16 protein-coding genes and 1 riboswitch are annotated in these 17,145 nt (G+C 63.6%); of the genes, 13 read left to right on the top strand and 3 right to left on the bottom strand.

Features of this window, described 5'->3' with window-relative positions:
- The first annotated feature begins 25 nt into the window (after positions 1-25).
- The 13 genes from dnaK (at position 26) to radC (ending at position 11,604) form a co-directional block, all read left to right on the top strand.
- Entirely contained in the window at positions 26-1,939 is a 1,914-nt protein-coding gene (gene dnaK / locus AC2FNY_RS09825; protein ID WP_234139192.1) for a molecular chaperone DnaK, read from the top strand.
- A 75-nt stretch (positions 1,940-2,014) separates the two neighbouring features.
- Positions 2,015-3,160, top strand: a complete 1,146-nt coding sequence (dnaJ, locus tag AC2FNY_RS09820; protein WP_234165063.1) for a molecular chaperone DnaJ — start codon at positions 2,015-2,017, stop codon at positions 3,158-3,160.
- Between the two features lie 142 nt (positions 3,161-3,302).
- A riboswitch (TPP riboswitch) is annotated at positions 3,303-3,407 on the top strand.
- Between the two features lie 44 nt (positions 3,408-3,451).
- On the top strand, positions 3,452-4,255 hold the full coding sequence (thiD, locus tag AC2FNY_RS09815; protein ID WP_496802332.1) for a bifunctional hydroxymethylpyrimidine kinase/phosphomethylpyrimidine kinase: 804 nt from the start codon (positions 3,452-3,454) through the stop codon (positions 4,253-4,255).
- A complete protein-coding gene (locus AC2FNY_RS09810) occupies positions 4,252-5,229 on the top strand; it encodes an FAD-dependent oxidoreductase (RefSeq protein WP_496802331.1) in 978 nt (325 codons plus the stop codon). Before thiD ends, AC2FNY_RS09810 begins: the two co-directional genes overlap by 4 nt.
- Positions 5,213-5,407: a sulfur carrier protein ThiS gene (gene thiS / locus AC2FNY_RS09805; protein ID WP_496802330.1), complete on the top strand. Its 195-nt coding sequence runs from the start codon at positions 5,213-5,215 to the stop codon at positions 5,405-5,407. Before AC2FNY_RS09810 ends, thiS begins: the two co-directional genes overlap by 17 nt.
- 3 nt (positions 5,408-5,410) lie before the next feature.
- Entirely contained in the window at positions 5,411-6,175 is a 765-nt protein-coding gene (locus tag AC2FNY_RS09800; RefSeq protein ID WP_496802329.1) for a thiazole synthase, read from the top strand.
- Complete coding sequence (locus AC2FNY_RS09795) at positions 6,172-6,768, top strand: thiamine phosphate synthase (protein ID WP_496802328.1); 597 nt, start codon at positions 6,172-6,174, stop codon at positions 6,766-6,768. Before AC2FNY_RS09800 ends, AC2FNY_RS09795 begins: the two co-directional genes overlap by 4 nt.
- Positions 6,765-7,730, top strand: a complete 966-nt coding sequence (locus AC2FNY_RS09790) for a ThiF family adenylyltransferase (RefSeq protein ID WP_496802327.1) — start codon at positions 6,765-6,767, stop codon at positions 7,728-7,730. Before AC2FNY_RS09795 ends, AC2FNY_RS09790 begins: the two co-directional genes overlap by 4 nt.
- 13 nt (positions 7,731-7,743) lie before the next feature.
- Entirely contained in the window at positions 7,744-8,679 is a 936-nt protein-coding gene (locus tag AC2FNY_RS09785; protein WP_496802326.1) for an ABC transporter substrate-binding protein, read from the top strand.
- Complete coding sequence (gene tenA, locus AC2FNY_RS09780; protein ID WP_234163329.1) at positions 8,676-9,356, top strand: thiaminase II; 681 nt, start codon at positions 8,676-8,678, stop codon at positions 9,354-9,356. The genes AC2FNY_RS09785 and tenA overlap by 4 nt, the downstream gene beginning before the upstream one ends.
- On the top strand, positions 9,353-10,081 hold the full coding sequence (locus AC2FNY_RS09775; protein ID WP_234163328.1) for an ATP-binding cassette domain-containing protein: 729 nt from the start codon (positions 9,353-9,355) through the stop codon (positions 10,079-10,081). The genes tenA and AC2FNY_RS09775 overlap by 4 nt, the downstream gene beginning before the upstream one ends.
- On the top strand, positions 10,078-10,812 hold the full coding sequence (locus tag AC2FNY_RS09770; RefSeq protein ID WP_496802325.1) for an ABC transporter permease: 735 nt from the start codon (positions 10,078-10,080) through the stop codon (positions 10,810-10,812). The genes AC2FNY_RS09775 and AC2FNY_RS09770 overlap by 4 nt, the downstream gene beginning before the upstream one ends.
- A 36-nt stretch (positions 10,813-10,848) precedes the next feature.
- The gene (gene radC, locus AC2FNY_RS09765) at positions 10,849-11,604 is read left to right on the top strand and encodes a RadC family protein (RefSeq protein WP_430538952.1); all 756 of its coding nucleotides are present in this window, start codon (positions 10,849-10,851) and stop codon (positions 11,602-11,604) included.
- A 65-nt stretch (positions 11,605-11,669) separates the two neighbouring features.
- Here radC and AC2FNY_RS09760 read toward each other — a convergent pair whose 3' ends face one another.
- The 3 genes from AC2FNY_RS09760 to secA form a co-directional block, all read right to left on the bottom strand.
- A complete protein-coding gene (locus AC2FNY_RS09760) occupies positions 11,670-13,226 on the bottom strand; it encodes a substrate-binding domain-containing protein (protein WP_496802324.1) in 1,557 nt (518 codons plus the stop codon).
- Between the two features lie 25 nt (positions 13,227-13,251).
- Complete coding sequence (locus tag AC2FNY_RS09755) at positions 13,252-14,244, bottom strand: hypothetical protein (protein WP_234165038.1); 993 nt, start codon at positions 14,242-14,244, stop codon at positions 13,252-13,254.
- Positions 14,245-14,337: 93 nt separating this feature from the next.
- On the bottom strand, positions 14,338-17,043 hold the full coding sequence (gene secA / locus AC2FNY_RS09750) for a preprotein translocase subunit SecA (protein ID WP_496802323.1): 2,706 nt from the start codon (positions 17,041-17,043) through the stop codon (positions 14,338-14,340).
- Between the last annotated feature and the right edge of the window lie 102 nt (positions 17,044-17,145).

Genomic DNA, 17,145 nt, shown 5'->3' with positions numbered 1-17,145 from the left:
CCTTGAAGAGAAAGGGATCGAACAAATGGGTAAAGTTATCGGTATCGACCTGGGCACCACCAACTCGTGTGTTGCCATCATGGACGGCGCCCAGCCGAAAGTCATCGAAAACTCTGAAGGGGCGCGGACCACGCCCTCGATCGTCGCCTTCACCGATGATGAGCGACTGGTCGGTCAGCCGGCGAAACGCCAGGCGGTCACCAACCCCTCGAACACCATTTTTGGCGTCAAGCGCCTGATCGGCCGCCGGGTCGATGATGCCGAGGTCACCAAGGACAAAAAGATGGTGCCGTTTTCCATCGTCAACGGTGGCAATGGCGACGCATGGGTCGAAGCCAAGGGCGAGAAGTATTCGCCGTCGCAGATTTCGGCCTTCATCCTCGGCAAGATGAAGGAAACCGCAGAATCCTATCTGGGCGAGGATGTGACCCAGGCAGTGATCACGGTGCCCGCCTATTTCAACGACGCCCAGCGCCAGGCCACCAAGGATGCCGGCAAGATCGCCGGTCTGGAAGTGCTGCGCATCATCAACGAGCCGACCGCGGCCGCGTTGGCCTATGGCCTGGACAAGAAGAACAGCCAGACCATCGCCGTCTATGACCTTGGCGGCGGTACCTTCGACGTGACCATCCTGGAGATCGACGACGGCCTGTTCGAGGTCAAGTCGACCAATGGCGACACCTTCCTGGGTGGCGAAGATTTCGACATGCGGATCGTCAACTATCTGGCGGACGAGTTCAAGAAAGAGCACGGTGTCGACCTGTCCGGCGACAAGATGGCGCTTCAGCGTCTGAAAGAAGCTGCGGAAAAGGCCAAGATCGAGCTGAGCTCGACCACCCAGACCGAGATCAACCAGCCGTTCATCTCGATGGGCGCCAATGGTCAGCCTCTGCACCTGGTGATGAAACTGACCCGCGCCAAGCTGGAAAGCCTGGTGGGCGACCTGATCAAGAAGTCGATGGACCCCTGCAAGGCCGCGCTCAAGGATGCCGGCATTTCGGCCTCTGACGTTGACGAGGTGGTTCTGGTCGGCGGTATGACCCGCATGCCCAAGGTCATCGAGGAAGTGACCAAGTTCTTCGGCAAGGAACCCCACAAGGGTGTGAACCCCGACGAGGTTGTCGCCATGGGTGCCGCCATTCAGGCCGGTGTTCTGCAAGGCGACGTCAAGGATGTGGTCCTGCTCGACGTGACCCCGCTGTCGCTGGGTATCGAGACCCTGGGCGGCGTGTTTACCCGTCTGATCGACCGCAACACCACGATCCCGACCAAGAAGTCTCAGGTTTTCTCGACCGCCGAGGACAATCAGAACGCGGTGACCATCCGCGTGTTCCAGGGCGAGCGTGAAATGGCTGCTGACAACAAGATCCTCGGCCAGTTCAATCTCGAGGACATCCCGCCGGCACCGCGCGGCATGCCCCAGATCGAGGTGACATTCGACATCGACGCCAACGGCATCGTGTCGGTTTCGGCCAAAGACAAGGGTACCGGCAAAGAGCACAAGATCACCATCCAGGCCTCGGGCGGTCTTTCGGACGAGGACATCGAAAAGATGGTCAAGGATGCCGAAGAGAACGCCGAAGCCGACAAGGCCCGCAAAGAGCTGGTCGAGGCGCGCAACCAGGCCGAAAGCCTGATCCATTCGACCGAGAAGTCGATCGAAGAGCATGGCGACAAGGTCGACCCGACCACTGTCGAGGCGATCGAACTGGCCATTGCCGCGCTGAAGGACGATCTGGACAAGGACGGCGTGAGCGCCGAGAAGATCAAGTCGGGCCTGCAAAACGTGACCGAAGCGGCCATGAAGCTGGGCGAGGCGATCTATAAGGCGCAGAGCGAAGGCGGCGATGGCGAGCCCGCAGGGGCGGATGCCGGTCCTTCGGACGACGACATCGTCGACGCCGAGTTCGAAGATCTCGGCGAAGACAAGCGCAAGTAACGGGTCATCCGGGCCAGAACGGGCCGGTCCGGTAACCGGGCCGGCCCGCATTCGTTGAGGCAGAAGGGAATTCGGATGTCAAAACGCGACTATTATGATGTGCTCGGCGTGTCCAAGGGCGCTTCGGCTGACGAGATCAAGAAGGCCTATCGCGGCAAGGCCAAGGAACTGCACCCCGACCGCAACAAGGACAACCCGGATGCCGAGGCGCTGTTCAAGGACGTGAACGAGGCCTATGAGGTCCTGAAAGACGCCGAGAAGAAGGCGGCCTATGACCGGTTCGGTCATGCCGCGTTCGAAGGTGGGATGGGCGGCGGCCAGCGTCCCGGCGGCGGTTTTGGATCGGGCGATTTCTCCAGCGCATTCTCGGATGTGTTCGAGGACCTGTTCGGCGATTTCATGGGCGGTCAGCGGGGTGGCGGCGGTCGTCGCGCGGCGCGTGGTTCGGACCTGCGCTATAACCTGCGGGTCACGCTGGAAGAGGCTTTCTCGGGTCTGCAAAAGACCATCAACGTGCCCACCGCGGTTGCCTGTTCGGCCTGCGAGGGAACCGGCGCCGAAGGTGGGGTTGAACCCACCACCTGCCCGACCTGTTCGGGCATGGGCAAGGTGCGCGCGCAACAGGGCTTCTTTACCGTCGAGCGGACCTGTCCGACCTGTTCGGGTCTGGGTCAGATCATCAAGAACCCGTGCAAATCCTGCCGGGGGCAGGGCCGGGTCGAAAAGGACCGCGCGCTGAGCGTCAATATCCCCGCCGGGGTCGAAACCGGCACCCGCATTCGCCTGGCCGGCGAAGGCGAGGCCGGGATGCGCGGTGGTCCGCCGGGCGATCTCTATATCTTTGTCGAGGTGGCCAAGCATGATCTGTTCGAACGCGACGGTGTGAACCTCTATTGCCGGGTGCCGGTCAGCATGGCCAAAGCGGCGCTGGGCGGTGCCATCGAGGTGCCGACCATAGACGGCGGTCGTGGCCGGGTGCAGGTGCCCGCCGGCAGCCAGTCAGGCCGGCAGATGCGCCTGCGCAGCAAGGGCATGCCCGCCCTGCGTGGCGGCGGTATCGGTGACATGTTCATCGAATTGGCGGTGGAAACGCCGGTCAACCTGACCAGCAAGCAGAAAGACCTGCTGCGCGAGTTCGAGGAACTGAGCGAGGACAACAATCCCGAGACCAAGAGCTTCTTTTCCTCGGTCAAGTCGTTCTGGGACGGGATGAAAGGCTAGGGGGCGCTGCCCCCGCCGCCTGACGGCGACTCCCCCGGAGTATTTTGGGCGGAATGAAGACAGGGGCGGGTGCCATGTGGTGCCCGCCCTTTTCCGTTGGTCGATTTCCTCTTGATTACCGCGACGTCACCTGAGAAGGTGCGCATAACCGTTGGGGTGCCCCGTTTGGGGCTGAGAGGCGCGGCTGCGTCAACCCATCGAACCTGATCCGGGCAATACCGGCGTAGGGAACGGTCTATCGCTATCGGACGTTTTCCATGCCCCCGTTGCCCCTGAACCGGAGTAGCGGACATGGCAGCGATTGCCCTGACAATAGCGGGATCCGATAGCGGCGGCGGCGCGGGGATCCAGGCCGATCTGAAGGCGATGTCGGCGCTGGGCGTCTATGGCGCCTCGGTGATCACGGCGGTGACGGCGCAGAACACCTGCGCGGTGACGGCGGTGCATGGTATCCCAACGCAAGTGATCCGGGCGCAGATCGACGCGGTTCTGGGCGATCTTGACGTGAAGGCGATCAAGATCGGCATGCTGGCGACGCCCGAGATCATCGGGGTCGTGGCCGATGCCATTGCCGGGTTTGACGGGCCAATCGTGCTGGATCCGGTCATGGTTGCGAAATCGGGTGACGCGTTGCTGGCGGCAGAGGCAATCGGGGCGCTCCGGCGTCTGCTTGTGCCGCGCGCATCGGTGCTGACCCCAAATCTGCCCGAAGCAGCGCGCTTGCTGGAGACCAATGACGCCAGATCCTTGAACGAGGTAACCGCTCAAGGTCGTGCCCTGGTTGCGCTGGGCGCGGATGCGGTTCTGATGAAGGGTGGGCATGCCAGCGGAGCGATCTGTCATGATCTACTGGTGGGCCCTGAAGGCGTGTTGGCCGAGTTTACCGCGCCGCGCCTGGCAACGAAGAACACCCATGGCACAGGCTGTACGCTGAGTTCGGCGATTGCCGCCGGTCTTGCCAAGGGGCTGACCCTGAAAAGCGCGGTGCAAGAGGCGCATACCTATCTGCAAGGCGCGATTATTGCCGCCGATGATCTGCAAGTGGGGCAGGGTCACGGCCCGGTGCATCATTTCCATCGGGTCTGGCCCGCATGAGGCTCTGGTCGGTCATAGGCGCGGGCGTTGCCGGCTTGGCGGTGGCGACCGAACTGGTTAACCGCGGCGCGGCGGTTCAGGTGTTCGACCCCTCCGGCCCTCCCGGCCCGCATGGATGCAGTTGGTGGGCCGGTGGCATGCTGGCGCCCTGGTGTGAGTATGAGAACGCCGAGGAACCGGTCTTGCGGTTGGGCCAGCAGGCTATCGCTTGGTGGGAGGAGCATACTAACGTCACCCGGCGCGGCACGTTGGTGGTCGCCAATCCACGCGATATCCCTGATCTGCGCCGCTTTGCCCGCCGGACCGAGGGGTTTACCGAAGTCATCCAAGAAGAAATCACCCAATTAGAGCCTGATCTGACCGCCTTCTCCAACGGCTTGCACTTCCCGAACGAGGCGCATCTGGACCCCCGCCGCGCGCTCGTGGACCTCTATCGCGGTTTGCTCGACAAGGGTGTGATTTTTCACCGCAAACCCGCCCCCGCCGGGCTGAAGAATGCCATCGACTGTCGTGGCCTGCACGCGCGCGAGGTCCTGCATGACCTGCGTGGCGTCAAGGGCGAGATGCTGGTAATCCGTGCACCAGATGTGGCTTTAACACGGCCCATTCGCCTGTTGCACCCGCGCATGCCGCTCTATGTCGTTCCGCGCAGCGACCATGTCTATATGCTGGGTGCCACGATGATCGAGAGTGAGGACAGCGGTCGCATCACCGTGCGCTCGATGCTGGAACTCCTTAGCGCCGCCTATGCCCTGAACCCCGCCTTTGGCGAGGCCGAGGTGTTGGAAATCGGCGTCGATCTGCGCCCCGCCTTTCCCGACAACCTGCCGCGCATCCGGCGGCTGGGGCGGGTGATCTATGCCAATGGCCTCTATCGCCACGGTTATCTTCTGGCGCCCGCGCTGGCGCAGGGGGTTGCCGATCTGGCGCTCAACAACACACATACGGAGTTGGTCGATGAAGATCGTGCTTAACGGCGAACCGCGCGAGGTCGAGGCCGAAACCCTCGCCGCACTGCTGGTGGAATGTGGCCTGTCGGGTCGCGTTGCCACGGCGGTGAATGAAAGCTTTGTGCCCGCGTCCCTGCGCGGCGGGCACCGGCTGAACGATGGCGACCGGGTCGAGGTGCTCGCGCCCATGCAAGGGGGTTGAAACATGCGCGCCTTTTACGGAACCGAATTGCCGAACCCGCTGATGCTGGGCACCGCGCAATATCCCAGCCCCGCGATCCTGGAACAGGCGTTCCGCGCCAGCGGAGCGGGGGTGGCCACCGTGTCGCTGCGGCGCGAATCCGGGGCGGGACAGACCTTCTGGTCGATGATCCGCGATCTGGGCGTGCTGATCCTGCCCAACACCGCCGGCTGCCACACGGTGAAAGAGGCGGTGACCACCGCCCATATGGCGCGCGAGGTGTTCGGAACACCCTGGATCAAGCTGGAATTGATCGGCCATACCGACAGTCTGCAACCTGACGTTTTCGGCCTGGTCGAGGCCGCGCGCATCCTGACCGAGGATGGGTTTCAGGTGTTCCCGTACACCACCGACGACCTGATCGTCGGCGAGCGCCTGCTGGCGGCAGGCTGTGAAGTGCTGATGCCCTGGGGCGCGCCTATCGGTTCGGGCCGGGGGCTGAACAACGAATACGCGCTGCGCGCCATGCGGGCCGAGTTTCCCGACACGCCGCTGGTGGTCGATGCGGGCATCGGCCTGCCCAGCCATGCCGCCCGCGCGATGGAGCTTGGCTATGACGCCGTCCTGCTCAACACCGCCGTGGCGCGGGCGGGCGATCCGGCGGATATGGCGCGCGCCATGGCGCTGGCCACTCAGGCCGGGCAACTGGCGCATCGCGCCGATCCGATCGAAGCGCGCGATATGGCCAGTGCCTCGACCCCTGTCATAGGAAAGGCATTCCTGTCATGACGCTCGACCGGTTCTATCCGATCTTCGACCATACCGACTGGCTGCGCCGGATGCTGCCGCTGGGGGTCAAGCTGGTGCAACTGAGGATCAAGGACCAGCCCGACGCAATGATCCGCGCCGAGATCGCCATCGCGCGCGACCTCTGCCGCGCGCATGGCGCGGTGCTGGTCATCAACGACTATTGGCAGATCGCGATCGACGCGGGCTGCGAATGGCTGCACTTGGGGCAAGAGGATCTGGATCAGGCCGATCTACACGCGATCCGCAAGGCGGGTCTGCGGCTGGGCGTCTCTACACATGACGATGACGAGTTGGAGCGGGTGCTGGGCATGGATCCCGACTATGTGGCCCTCGGCCCGGTCTATCCGACCATCCTGAAACAGATGAAATGGCATCAACAGGGCCTGCCGCGCGTTACCGAGTGGAAGGCGCGTGTCGGTGCCATCCCGCTGGTCGGTATCGGCGGCATGAGCGTCGAGCGCGCGCCGGGTGTGCTTGCCGCCGGGGCCGATATCGTCTCGGTCGTCACCGACATTACCTTGAATGCCGACCCCGAGGCACGCCTGCGCCAGTGGATCGAGGCCACCAGATGAGCCGTTATGCCCGCCAGATGATGCTGCCGCAGGTCGGGGGTGAGGGGCAGGCCCGGCTCGCCGCCGCCCGCGTGCTGGTGGTCGGGGCCGGGGGCCTCGCGGCCTCGGCGCTGCCCCTACTTGCCGGGGCAGGGGTCGGGCAGATCGACATCTTCGACGGCGACGTGATCGAGCTGTCGAACCTGCACCGGCAGACGCTGTTCACCGAGGCTGATGTCGGCCGGGCCAAGGCCGAGGTCGCCGCCGAAGGCTGCCGCGCGCTCAATTCCGGGATTGTCGTGACCGGTACAAAACGGTCAATCACCCCGGAAAACGTCGTACAAAACAGTCAAAACGCCGATCTGGTGCTGGATTGCGCCGACAGCTACGCTGCCAGCTATCTTCTCAGCGATACATGTATGGCGCTTGGCAAGCCATTGATCGGCGCCTCGGTCCTGGGGTTGGGCGGCTATGCCGGCGGTTTCTGCGGCGGCGCACCCAGCTTGCGCGCGGTCTTCCCCGAGGCACCGGACAGCGCAGCAAGCTGCGCGACCGCTGGTGTATTGGGGCCGGTTGTCTCAATACTAGGCTCTATACAGGCGCAAATGACGCTTTCTGCGCTTCTCGGGCTGGAGCCTTCGCCGCTTGGCCAGATGGTGCAGATCGACGCGCAAACCTGGCGCAATATCGCGTTCCGATTTGATCACGCACCGGAACCAGAGACCGCCTTCCGTTTTGTGGCGCCCTCGGACCTGACCGCCGATGACCTCGTCATCGAGTTGCGCAGCGAGTCCGAAGCGCCCCATCCAGCACACCCGTCAGCCCGCCGCATGACAACATCCGAGATAGAAATAGCAGACACTAACCAAGGAAAACGACTGGTTCTGTGCTGCGCCACCGGCCTCCGGGCCTGGCGCGCTGCGGAACAGTTGCAACTGGATTGGCCCGGCGAGATCGTCCTCGTCGCGGCTGCCACATCATGAAAGGAAACGCGACATGAAACACCTGGTAACCGCATTGGCGCTGCTGGCTGCCACGCCAGCCCTGGCGCAGGACAAGATGACCCTGCTGCTCGATTGGTTCATCAACCCCGATCACGGCCCGATCATCGTGGCACAGGAAAAGGGATATTTCGCGGAACAGGGTCTAACTGTGGAAATCGTGGCCCCTGCCGACCCCTCTGCCCCGCCGCGTCTGGTGGCCGCAGGTCAGGCCGATCTGGCGGTCAGCTATCAGCCGCAGCTGCACCTGCAAATCCACGAAGGCCTGCCGCTCAAGCGCGTGGGCACGCTGGTCGCCACGCCGCTCAACTGCCTTTTGGTGCTGGAAAACGGCCCGATCAAATCGCCTGCCGACCTCAAGGGCAAGAAAATCGGCTTCTCTGTCGCGGGCGTCGAAGAGGCGATCCTGACCACGGTTCTGGGCAAGTATGGCGTCGCGCTCAGCGATGTCGAGATGATCAACGTGAACTTTTCGCTCTCGCCCGCATTGATGAGCGGTCAGGTCGATGCGGTGATCGGTGCATATCGAAATTTCGAGCTGAATCAGATGGATATCGAAGGTCAACCGGGCCGCTGCTTCTATATCGAGGAAGAGGGTGTGCCGTCTTATGACGAGCTGATCTATGTCGCCAACCCCGAGCGGATGGATGCCGACAAGATCGCCCGCTTCCTTGAGGCGACCGAGAAGGCGACGCAATTCATCGTAAACAACCCGCAGGCCAGCTGGGAGATCTTCGCCGCCACCTCGCCCGAATTGCAGGACGAACTGAACAAGCGCGCCTGGGTCGATACGCTGCCGCGCTTTGCCTTGCGTCCCGCCGGGTTCGACGCGGGCCGCTATGCCCGGTTCGAGGCGTTTCTGAAGGACACCGGCCTGATCGACAGCGTCAATCCGGTCTCGGCCATCACCATCGACGTGACCGCTGAATGAGCGCGCCGGATTATGGCCACGCCTTTGGCCTGATGCGTGCGGCGGCAGGGCAGCCGTGGCGGGATTATACCCGCCACGCCTTTGTCGAAGGGATCAAGGACGGCAGCCTGCCGCACGATGCTTTCCTGCATTACCTGCGGCAGGATTACGTGTTCCTGATCCATTTCGCGCGGGCCTGGGCGCTGGCGGTGGTCAAGGGCCAGACCCATGCCGAGATGCTGGCCGCCGTTGGTACCGTCAACGCGCTGGTGGCCGAGGAGATGCAGCTCCATATCGGGGTGTGCGAGGCGGCGGGAATCTCGAAGGATGCGCTGTTTGCTACCTCGGAACGGCCCGAAAACCTCGCCTATACCCGCTTTGTGCTCGAGGCCGGGTATAGCGGTGATCTGGCCGATCTGCTGGCTGCGCTGGCGCCCTGTGTCATGGGCTATGGCGAGATTGGCACACGGCTGGCGGCAGAGGCGACGAGTGATCGTTACAGGGATTGGATCGACACCTATGCCGGGGCCGAGTATCAAGCGGCTTGCAAGGCTGCGGGTGAGTTGATGGATCAGGCTCTAACAAGGCGTATTGGCGCAGATTTCGAGGCCTCGCCGCGATGGGAACGTCTGTGCCGAACCTTCTGCACCGCAACGGAACTCGAGGTCGGTTTCTGGCAGATGGGGCTTACCCCGTGACCCCGGCTCCCGCGATAACTGTTGCCGGCAGCGCCAGCATCGACGGCGTGTCTTTGTTCGCGCCGTTGGCCCTGACATTGGAAGCGGCGCAATGGACCTGCCTTTTGGGCGGGTCCGGCGTCGGCAAGTCGACGGTATTGCGGCTGATCGCGGGGCTGGAAACAGGAGCGGCGTTCGACGGCCGAATTGCGGCCTCGGACGCTGAACCGGTGGTGGAACGGGTGGCCTATATGGCGCAGGACGACCTGCTGCTGCCCTGGGCGACGGTGGCGCAGAATGTGGGCTTGGGGGCACGGCTGCGGGGCGAGCAGGTGGACCGCGCACGGTTGGACGACCTGTTGCGCCGGGTGCGGCTGGGTGACCATGCAGCGAAGCGCCCGGCGGAACTATCCGGTGGGCAGCGCCAGCGGGTGGCGCTGGCGCGGACGCTGATGGAGGACAAGCCGGTGGTGCTGCTGGACGAGCCCTTCTCGGCGCTCGACGCTCGTACCCGCGCCGACATGCAGGAGCTTGCCGCAGAGTTGCTGGCGGGGCGGACCGTGCTGCTGGTGACTCACGACCCGGCCGAGGCAGCGCGGCTGGGGCATTCGATCCAGGTGATGACCGCCGATGGGCTGACACCGGTCACACCGCCGACCGCGCCGATGCCCCGCGCGGTGGACGATGCCGAAACGCTGCTGTGCCAGGGCGCGCTGCTCAGGATGCTGCGGGAGGGAGGGGAATGACACGCTGGCTCCCTGCTCTGGCCGCGACCCTTTTTGCGCTGGCGATCTGGCAGGCGGTGGTCAGCCTGACCGACCTGCCGCGATTCATCCTGCCCGGCCCTGCTCTGGTGGCCGAAACCTGGTGGCAGAGCCGCTGGCTGATCGCCAAGCATACGGCGGTGACCGCGCTTGAGGTTCTGATCGGCCTTGCCTGCGGTGCAGTGCTGGGCGTGGCGACGGCGCTGCAACTCGCCAGTTCGCGGATTGCACGGGTACTGGTGCAGCCGATGCTGGTCTTTACCCAGGCGCTGCCGGTCTTTGCGCTGGCGCCGATCCTGACGCTGTGGCTGGGCTACGGGCTGTGGTCCAAGGTGGCGATGGCGGTGCTGATCATCTATTTCCCGATCACGGCGGCGTTTTTCGACGGGCTGATGCGGACGCCTGTGGGATACCTTGACCTTGCCCGCACCATGCAGGCCAGCCCGCGTGCGGTGCTTTGGCATATCCGGGTGCCGGCGGCGCTGCCGCAGCTGGCCTCGGGCCTGCGGCTGGCGGCGGTCTATGCGCCGATCGGCGCGGTGATCGGGGAATGGGTGGGTGCGTCAAAAGGGCTGGGGTACCTGATGCTCCTGGCCAATGGCCGCGCCAAGACCGACCTGATGTTTGCCGCCATGCTGACGCTGGGCGTGCTGTCGGTGCTGCTGCATCTGGCGATGCGACGGGCGACACGGCAAATGGCGGGCGAGCGTTAACCTCTCGGAAACCGATTCGGGGCGAGGTTGATTGCCATGCGCCAGACAGGTCTTTCCGAGGCCCCGATGCTGTTCGACATGGACGAAGCGCCGGAGATGCCGCTGCCCTCGGGGCGGTTGCCGTCCTATATCCGGGATCATCGCAAGCGTTTGCGGGAACGGTTCATGGCCGGTGGTGCGGCGGCGCTGCCGGATTACGAGTTGCTGGAGCTGGTGCTGTTCCGATCGATCCCCAGGCAGGACGTCAAGCCGCTGGCGCGGCTGCTGCTTGATACGTTTGGCGATTTCAACCGGGTGCTGACCGCATCAGTTGAACGGCTGGCCGAGGTCAAAGGCGTGGGCGAGGCGGTGATCACGGATCTCAAGATACTGGAAGCCAGTGCCCACCGGATGGCCCGCGCACGGGTGATGCAGCGGCAGGTGATTTCCAGTTGGGATGCGCTGCTGGATTACTGCCACACCACCATGGCGCATCGCGAGACCGAGCAGTTCCGGGTCTTCTACCTCGACCGCAAGAACGTGCTGATTGCGGACGAGGAACAGGCGCGCGGGACGGTCGATCACGTGCCGGTCTATCCGCGGGAGGTTGCCAAGCGGGCGCTGGAGTTAAACGCCTCGGCGCTGATCCTGGTGCACAACCACCCATCAGGAGACCCGACACCGTCGCAATCGGATATCGACATGACGGCGAGGATCCGGGCTGCGTGTGAGGCGCTGGGGATAACGCTGCACGATCACCTGATCATCGGAAAATCGGTCGAGTTGAGCTTCCGCTCCGAAGGGTTTCTATAGGGGGCGCTGCCCCCGTCGCGGCAGGGCCGCGACTCCCCCGGAGTATTTCAGGCGAAATGAAGGGGTTACTTGACCCAGACCTCGACCCGGCGATTGACCTGACGGCCCCAGGCGCTGTCATCGCAGGCCATCGGCAGCGCCTCGCCAAAGGCATCGACCGAGATCTCGACCCGCGCCGGGTCAAGCGTTTCGGCCGCCTGCAACACCGCGTCACGCACCGCCTCGGCCCGTTTCAGGGCAATACGGGCGTTGCCCTCGGCGGCGCCATCACCGTCGCTGAACCCGACAAAGAGCATTTGGCGTGCGTCATAGGCACCGCTTTCAAGTTCCTGAGCCAGTTGCGAGATATTGGTCCGCGACTGCGCATCAGGGCGCGAGGATCCGGTCTCGAATCGGAAAGAGAGGCTGAGCCGTTGCATCCCAGACAGCGTGGATACGAGTCGTTGCAACTCGGTGAGAGGGACCTCGGCACCAGCGGCTGCGATGGCATTGGCAAGCCGGTTTCCCTGGACCGCGACCGGGATCAACTCTGGCGCCTGATCGACGAAACCGGCACGGCGAATCACGATCTGGGCAGCCGGGCTGCGCATGTAGGCCATGAACTCCCGTGCCAGTTTGGGCAGGCGACGCGCGGGCATGTAGAGGAACATGGGCGAATTGAGCGGATAATCCTCGGTCTTGATGTTGCGGCGCGTGGCAGCAAGGGAAAAGCCGCAATCTCCGGTCAGGGTCAGTGCCCGCGCGGTGCCGGTCTCGGAATAGCTGGCGATGCCGATGGCAAACGGGTCGATAGCAACCGCGCGGGCCAGCTGGCTGGACCGGTCATGGCGGGCGACCGCTTCGGGCAGGGATTTACCGGTGGGCAGCAGCAGACGGTCCTCGACCGCCTGCGCCAGCCCGGAACCCGCCGCCGGCAGATGCAGCGTGATGGGGGCCTCTGGCCCGCCAAGCTGCGCCCAGTTGTCGATCTCACCGGCAAAGACCTGTGCCAGCTGCGGGACCGAGATCTGGCGCACCGGATTGAGGGGCGCCACCACCGGCACCATCGCATCCAGTGACAGCACGCGCGAGCGGTTGCTGTCGGTCATGTCGCCCAGGCCCAGTTCGAGCGCCCGCCTGCGTTCATCGGGGCGGATTTCGCGCAGGGCCATCACCAGATCGGCCTCGTCCGCCAGCAGGTCGGCAAAGCCTTCGTCGGTGGTGCTGACGCGAAAGGTGAATCTGGCCTGAGGTCTGTCACTGCCGGCCTGGAACAGAAGATAGCTGAACCGGGCCTCGCTTTCGGTTTCGCGCCGGGTCTGCATGCGGTTGCGCAGGGCAAAGCCTTCGATCAACGCGGGCAGCAGCACCTCGGCCATGGTCGAGGAACCGCTGAGCGCCAGTTCGGCGACAAAGTCGGTCAGGTTCGGGCAGGCCGGACCGTCGCAGGTGACGCCCGAACCGTCCACCGTCAGTTCGCCGAACCGGGTTTCGACACGATAGAATTCACCGTCGAAGCCAAGCAAGTTTCCGCTGATCTCGACCTTGCCGTCATGCGAGGTGAGGGTGATGTCCTGAGCGGTGGCCGGGAGGGCCGGGAAAACGGAAAGTGCGGCGAAAGCCGCCGCACGAAGCCAATTCATGTGATACCTGAAAATTGCCTGCGGATTACCTGGCGGCGATCTTCAGGTCTTCGACCAGATTATTCAACACCAGAAAGTCACCGGCCGCAGAACAATCGGGCATGGACATGTCCAGATCATGGGTTGTGAGCGATCCGGCGCCGCGCAGTTCCAGCGACTGGGCCGAGATGTCGCGCCCGCAATTGCTGGCTGTCACCTCGGCCTCGATCGATAGGGCGATGGTGCCTGCGGTGTCGCTTTCGCCGGAGGGATAGCTGTAGATTTCGGCCAGTTGCGGCTCCAGCGTGTCGGGTTCACCCAGCCGGATCACCTGGCCGACCCCGCCGGCTGATGCTTCGGACCAGACATGGCCGGTCTCGCCATAACCGGCGCCAAACTCGCGGGCATGCAGCTGAAAGCCCGCAGCGCCAGACCATTGCACCACGACCCGGTCGATCCGGTCGAGCCCCTCGACAGGGCTCATGGCGACGGTGCCACGGCCATTCTGGAATGCCACGACAAAAACGGCGGTTTCGGACAGGGCCGGGACGGTAACCGACAGGTTGCCCGCGTCATCGGTGGTATCGGTAAAGATCAACCCGCTGTGATGCACGGTGACGCGCTGGTTGCCATAGCAGGGCGCGCTGACGTCAAGGGCGATGCTGGCCATAGGGGCAGGCGCGGCGTTTGCGGTAATCGCGCAGCCCAGCTGCGGCTCTTCGGGGTCGCTGGGCGCGTCGGGCAGCAGGATGTCCCGCGCGGGCAGGGGCAGGGCGCCTTCGAGCGCCGGTTCGGGCAGGCGGCGGGGCTGTTCCAGGGTGGGCTGGGCCGAGGTCAGCTTGATCGCGTGCAGTTCGAACTGGGCAAAGTCATCCACATCTGACGCGCCCGACGGTTTCAGAACCGATTGCTGGATAAGCGATTTGCGTGCCGCAATCTGCTGCGTCTCGCGCGCGGCGTTCTGCTGCATCAGGAATCCGATCAGCGCCGCGCAGAGAACGGTTCCGCCAGCTGTCAGAATCTTGCGTCGTTGTGCCATAACCACACTCCATCGCCCTTTGGTCCGCGAGAAGTGTCGTTAAAGAAGGCGGCCAGTTTATGGCCGCCGGGGGGAGTCATTGTGGCGGGGGCCTCAGGCCAGCCGCCCGTGGCAATGCTTGAATTTCTTGCCAGACCCGCAGGGGCACAGGTCGTTGCGCGAGGGGTTGCCCCATGTGCTGGGGTCGTCCTCGACAAAGCCGGGGCGTGCATCGCCCGAGGCCTTGGCCTCGGCCACTGCTTCGGCTTGCTGCGCTGCATGTTCCGCCTGGTTTTGCTGGGCCATCATCTGCGCCATCATCTGGCGTTGTTCCTCTTCGCTCAGCATGCGAATGCGGGACAATTGCTGTGTGACGGTCTCGCGAAGGCTATCCAGCAGCCCCTCGAACAGCTGAAAGCTCTCGGTCTTGTATTCGTTCAGCGGATCGCGCTGAGCATAGCCGCGGAAACCGACGACCGAGCGCAGGTGCTCCAGCTTGAGCAGGTGTTCGCGCCATTTGCTGTCGATGGTCTGCAACAACACCTGTTTTTCGATGTTGCGCATGTTCTCGGCACCGAAGTCGGCGGCCTTGCTTTCCATGTATTCGCCCGAGGCCTTGATCAGGCGTTCGCGGATCTCGTCATCGTCCACGCCCTCTTCGGCGGCCCATTCGATCACCGGTACGTCGATGCCCAGCTTTTCGATTACCGCGGCATAGAGGCCCTGGGTATCCCACTGGTCGGCATAGGTCTTGGGTGGCATGTATTGGTCGATCAGGTCGTCGATCACCTGTTCGCGCATGTCTGCGACCACTTCGGACAGATCCTCGGTCGCCATGATTTCGCGCCGTTGGTTAAAGATCACCTTGCGCTGGTCGTTCATCACGTCGTCGAATTTCAGCACGTTTTTCCGCATGTCGAAGTTGCGGCCCTCGACCTTGGCCTGGGCGCGCTCCAGCGACTTGTTCACCCAGGGGTGAATGATCGCCTCGCCTTCCTTCATGCCCAGCGTGGTCAGCACCTTGTCCAGCCGTTCGCTGCCAAAGATGCGCATCAGATCGTCTTCGAGGCTGAGGTAGAACACGGTGCGGCCCGGGTCGCCCTGGCGGCCCGAGCGACCGCGCAGCTGGTTGTCGATGCGACGGCTTTCATGCCGTTCGGATGCCATCACATAAAGACCACCGGCATCCAGCACCTTTTGCTTTTCCTCGGCGTGGCGGGCTTCCTCGGCGGCGCGAAGCTCTGCCGGGTCGGCATCTGGGTTTTCGGCCAAGGCGGCCAGAACCTTCATCTCGACATTGCCGCCCAACTGGATGTCGGTACCGCGACCGGCCATGTTGGTGGCAATGGTCACCGCGCCATAGCGGCCGGCCTCGGCCACGATCTGCGCCTCGCGTTCGTGCTGGCGGGCGTTCAGGACGTTGTGTTCGATGCCTTCCTTGGTCAGCATCTGGCTCAGCATCTCGGATTTTTCGATCGAGGTGGTGCCGAGCAGAACAGGCTGGCCCTTCCCATGGGCCTTCTTGGTCTCGGCGATCATGGCGGCGTATTTCTCGGCCGCGGTACGATAGACCTGGTCGTCCTCGTCCTTGCGTGCGATCGGTTTGTTGGTCGGAACCTCGACCACGCCCAGCCCATAGATCTCGGCAAATTCCTCGGCTTCGGTCAGCGCGGTGCCGGTCATGCCCGAAAGCTTGTCGTAAAGCCGGAAGTAGTTCTGGAAGGTCACACTGGCCAGCGTCACGTTTTCGGGCTGGATCTGCACGTTTTCCTTGGCCTCGATGGCCTGGTGGAGGCCATCGGACAGGCGGCGGCCCGGCATCATGCGGCCGGTGAATTCGTCGATCAGCACAACTTCGCCATCGCGCACGATGTAGTCCTTGTCGCGCTGGAACAGCTTGTGCGCGCGCAGGCCCTGGTTGACGTGATGCACGATGGTCGTGCTTTCGGGATCATAGAGCGACTGACCCTCGGGCAGCAGGCCACGCGCGACCAGCTGCGCCTCGAGGAACTCGTTGCCCTCGTCGGTAAAGGTGACGTTGCGGGTCTTTTCGTCCAGTTCGAAATGATCGTCCGACAGCGCGGGCAGCAGCGCGTCGATGGCGACGTAGAGGTCCGAGCGGTCCTGCGCGGGGCCCGAGATGATCAGCGGCGTGCGCGCCTCGTCGATCAGGATCGAGTCGACCTCGTCCACGATGGCGAAATTGTGCTGCTTCTGATAGACTTCGCTCAACTCGCCCTTCATGTTGTCGCGCAGATAGTCAAAGCCAAGCTCGTTGTTGGTGGCATAGGTGATGTCGCTTTGATAGGCGGCCATCTTCTCGGCATCGGGCTGGCCCGACCAGATCACGCCGGTGGTCATGCCCAGCGCGGCGAACACCTTGCCCATCCATTCCGAGTCGCGTTTGGCCAGGTATTCGTTCACCGTGACCACATGCACGCCCTTGCCGGTCAGCGCGTTAAGATAGGCGGGAAAGGTGGCGACCAGAGTCTTGCCCTCGCCCGTCTTCATCTCGCTGATATTGCCCTGATGCAGGAACATGCCGCCCATCAGCTGGGTGTCGAAGGCGCGCAGGCCAAGCGCCCGCTTGGCGGCTTCGCGGCAGTTTGCAAATGCCTCGGGCAGCAGCGCATCCAGGCTTTCGCCGTCCAGCGCGCGTTTGCGCAGTTCGTCGGTCTTTTGCTTAAGCCCCTCGTCGGTAAGCTTGGCAAACTCTTCTTCCAGCGCGTTGATCTGGGCGACCACCGGGCGGGTTGCCTTGATCTTGCGGTCATTCGGCGTTCCGAACACCTTTTTGGCAAGCGTTCCAAGTCCCAGCATGTGCACTCCAGCGGATTTGTTCTGTCATGGTTACGACAGGCTTGTCCGCCTTGCGCACAACCCATAGATACGGGGGGTGAAGGCGGTCCTGTCAAAGGCTTC

The organism is Ruegeria sp. BHSC223 (assembly GCF_059613025.1).
This window is presented reverse-complemented; position numbering and strand designations above follow the sequence as displayed.

Coding starts and splice junctions, on each gene's coding strand:
- radC (WP_430538952.1), top strand. CDS start 10,849: ATGCGCCAGACAGGTCTTTCCGAGGCCCCGATGCTGTTCGACATGGAC.
- AC2FNY_RS09795 (WP_496802328.1), top strand. CDS start 6,172: ATGACGCTCGACCGGTTCTATCCGATCTTCGACCATACCGACTGGCTG.
- thiS (WP_496802330.1), top strand. CDS start 5,213: ATGAAGATCGTGCTTAACGGCGAACCGCGCGAGGTCGAGGCCGAAACC.
- tenA (WP_234163329.1), top strand. CDS start 8,676: ATGAGCGCGCCGGATTATGGCCACGCCTTTGGCCTGATGCGTGCGGCG.
- AC2FNY_RS09755 (WP_234165038.1), bottom strand. CDS start 14,244: ATGGCACAACGACGCAAGATTCTGACAGCTGGCGGAACCGTTCTCTGC.
- AC2FNY_RS09770 (WP_496802325.1), top strand. CDS start 10,078: ATGACACGCTGGCTCCCTGCTCTGGCCGCGACCCTTTTTGCGCTGGCG.
- AC2FNY_RS09800 (WP_496802329.1), top strand. CDS start 5,411: ATGCGCGCCTTTTACGGAACCGAATTGCCGAACCCGCTGATGCTGGGC.
- secA (WP_496802323.1), bottom strand. CDS start 17,043: ATGCTGGGACTTGGAACGCTTGCCAAAAAGGTGTTCGGAACGCCGAAT.
- dnaJ (WP_234165063.1), top strand. CDS start 2,015: ATGTCAAAACGCGACTATTATGATGTGCTCGGCGTGTCCAAGGGCGCT.
- AC2FNY_RS09810 (WP_496802331.1), top strand. CDS start 4,252: ATGAGGCTCTGGTCGGTCATAGGCGCGGGCGTTGCCGGCTTGGCGGTG.
- thiD (WP_496802332.1), top strand. CDS start 3,452: ATGGCAGCGATTGCCCTGACAATAGCGGGATCCGATAGCGGCGGCGGC.
- AC2FNY_RS09790 (WP_496802327.1), top strand. CDS start 6,765: ATGAGCCGTTATGCCCGCCAGATGATGCTGCCGCAGGTCGGGGGTGAG.
- AC2FNY_RS09760 (WP_496802324.1), bottom strand. CDS start 13,226: ATGAATTGGCTTCGTGCGGCGGCTTTCGCCGCACTTTCCGTTTTCCCG.
- AC2FNY_RS09785 (WP_496802326.1), top strand. CDS start 7,744: ATGAAACACCTGGTAACCGCATTGGCGCTGCTGGCTGCCACGCCAGCC.
- dnaK (WP_234139192.1), top strand. CDS start 26: ATGGGTAAAGTTATCGGTATCGACCTGGGCACCACCAACTCGTGTGTT.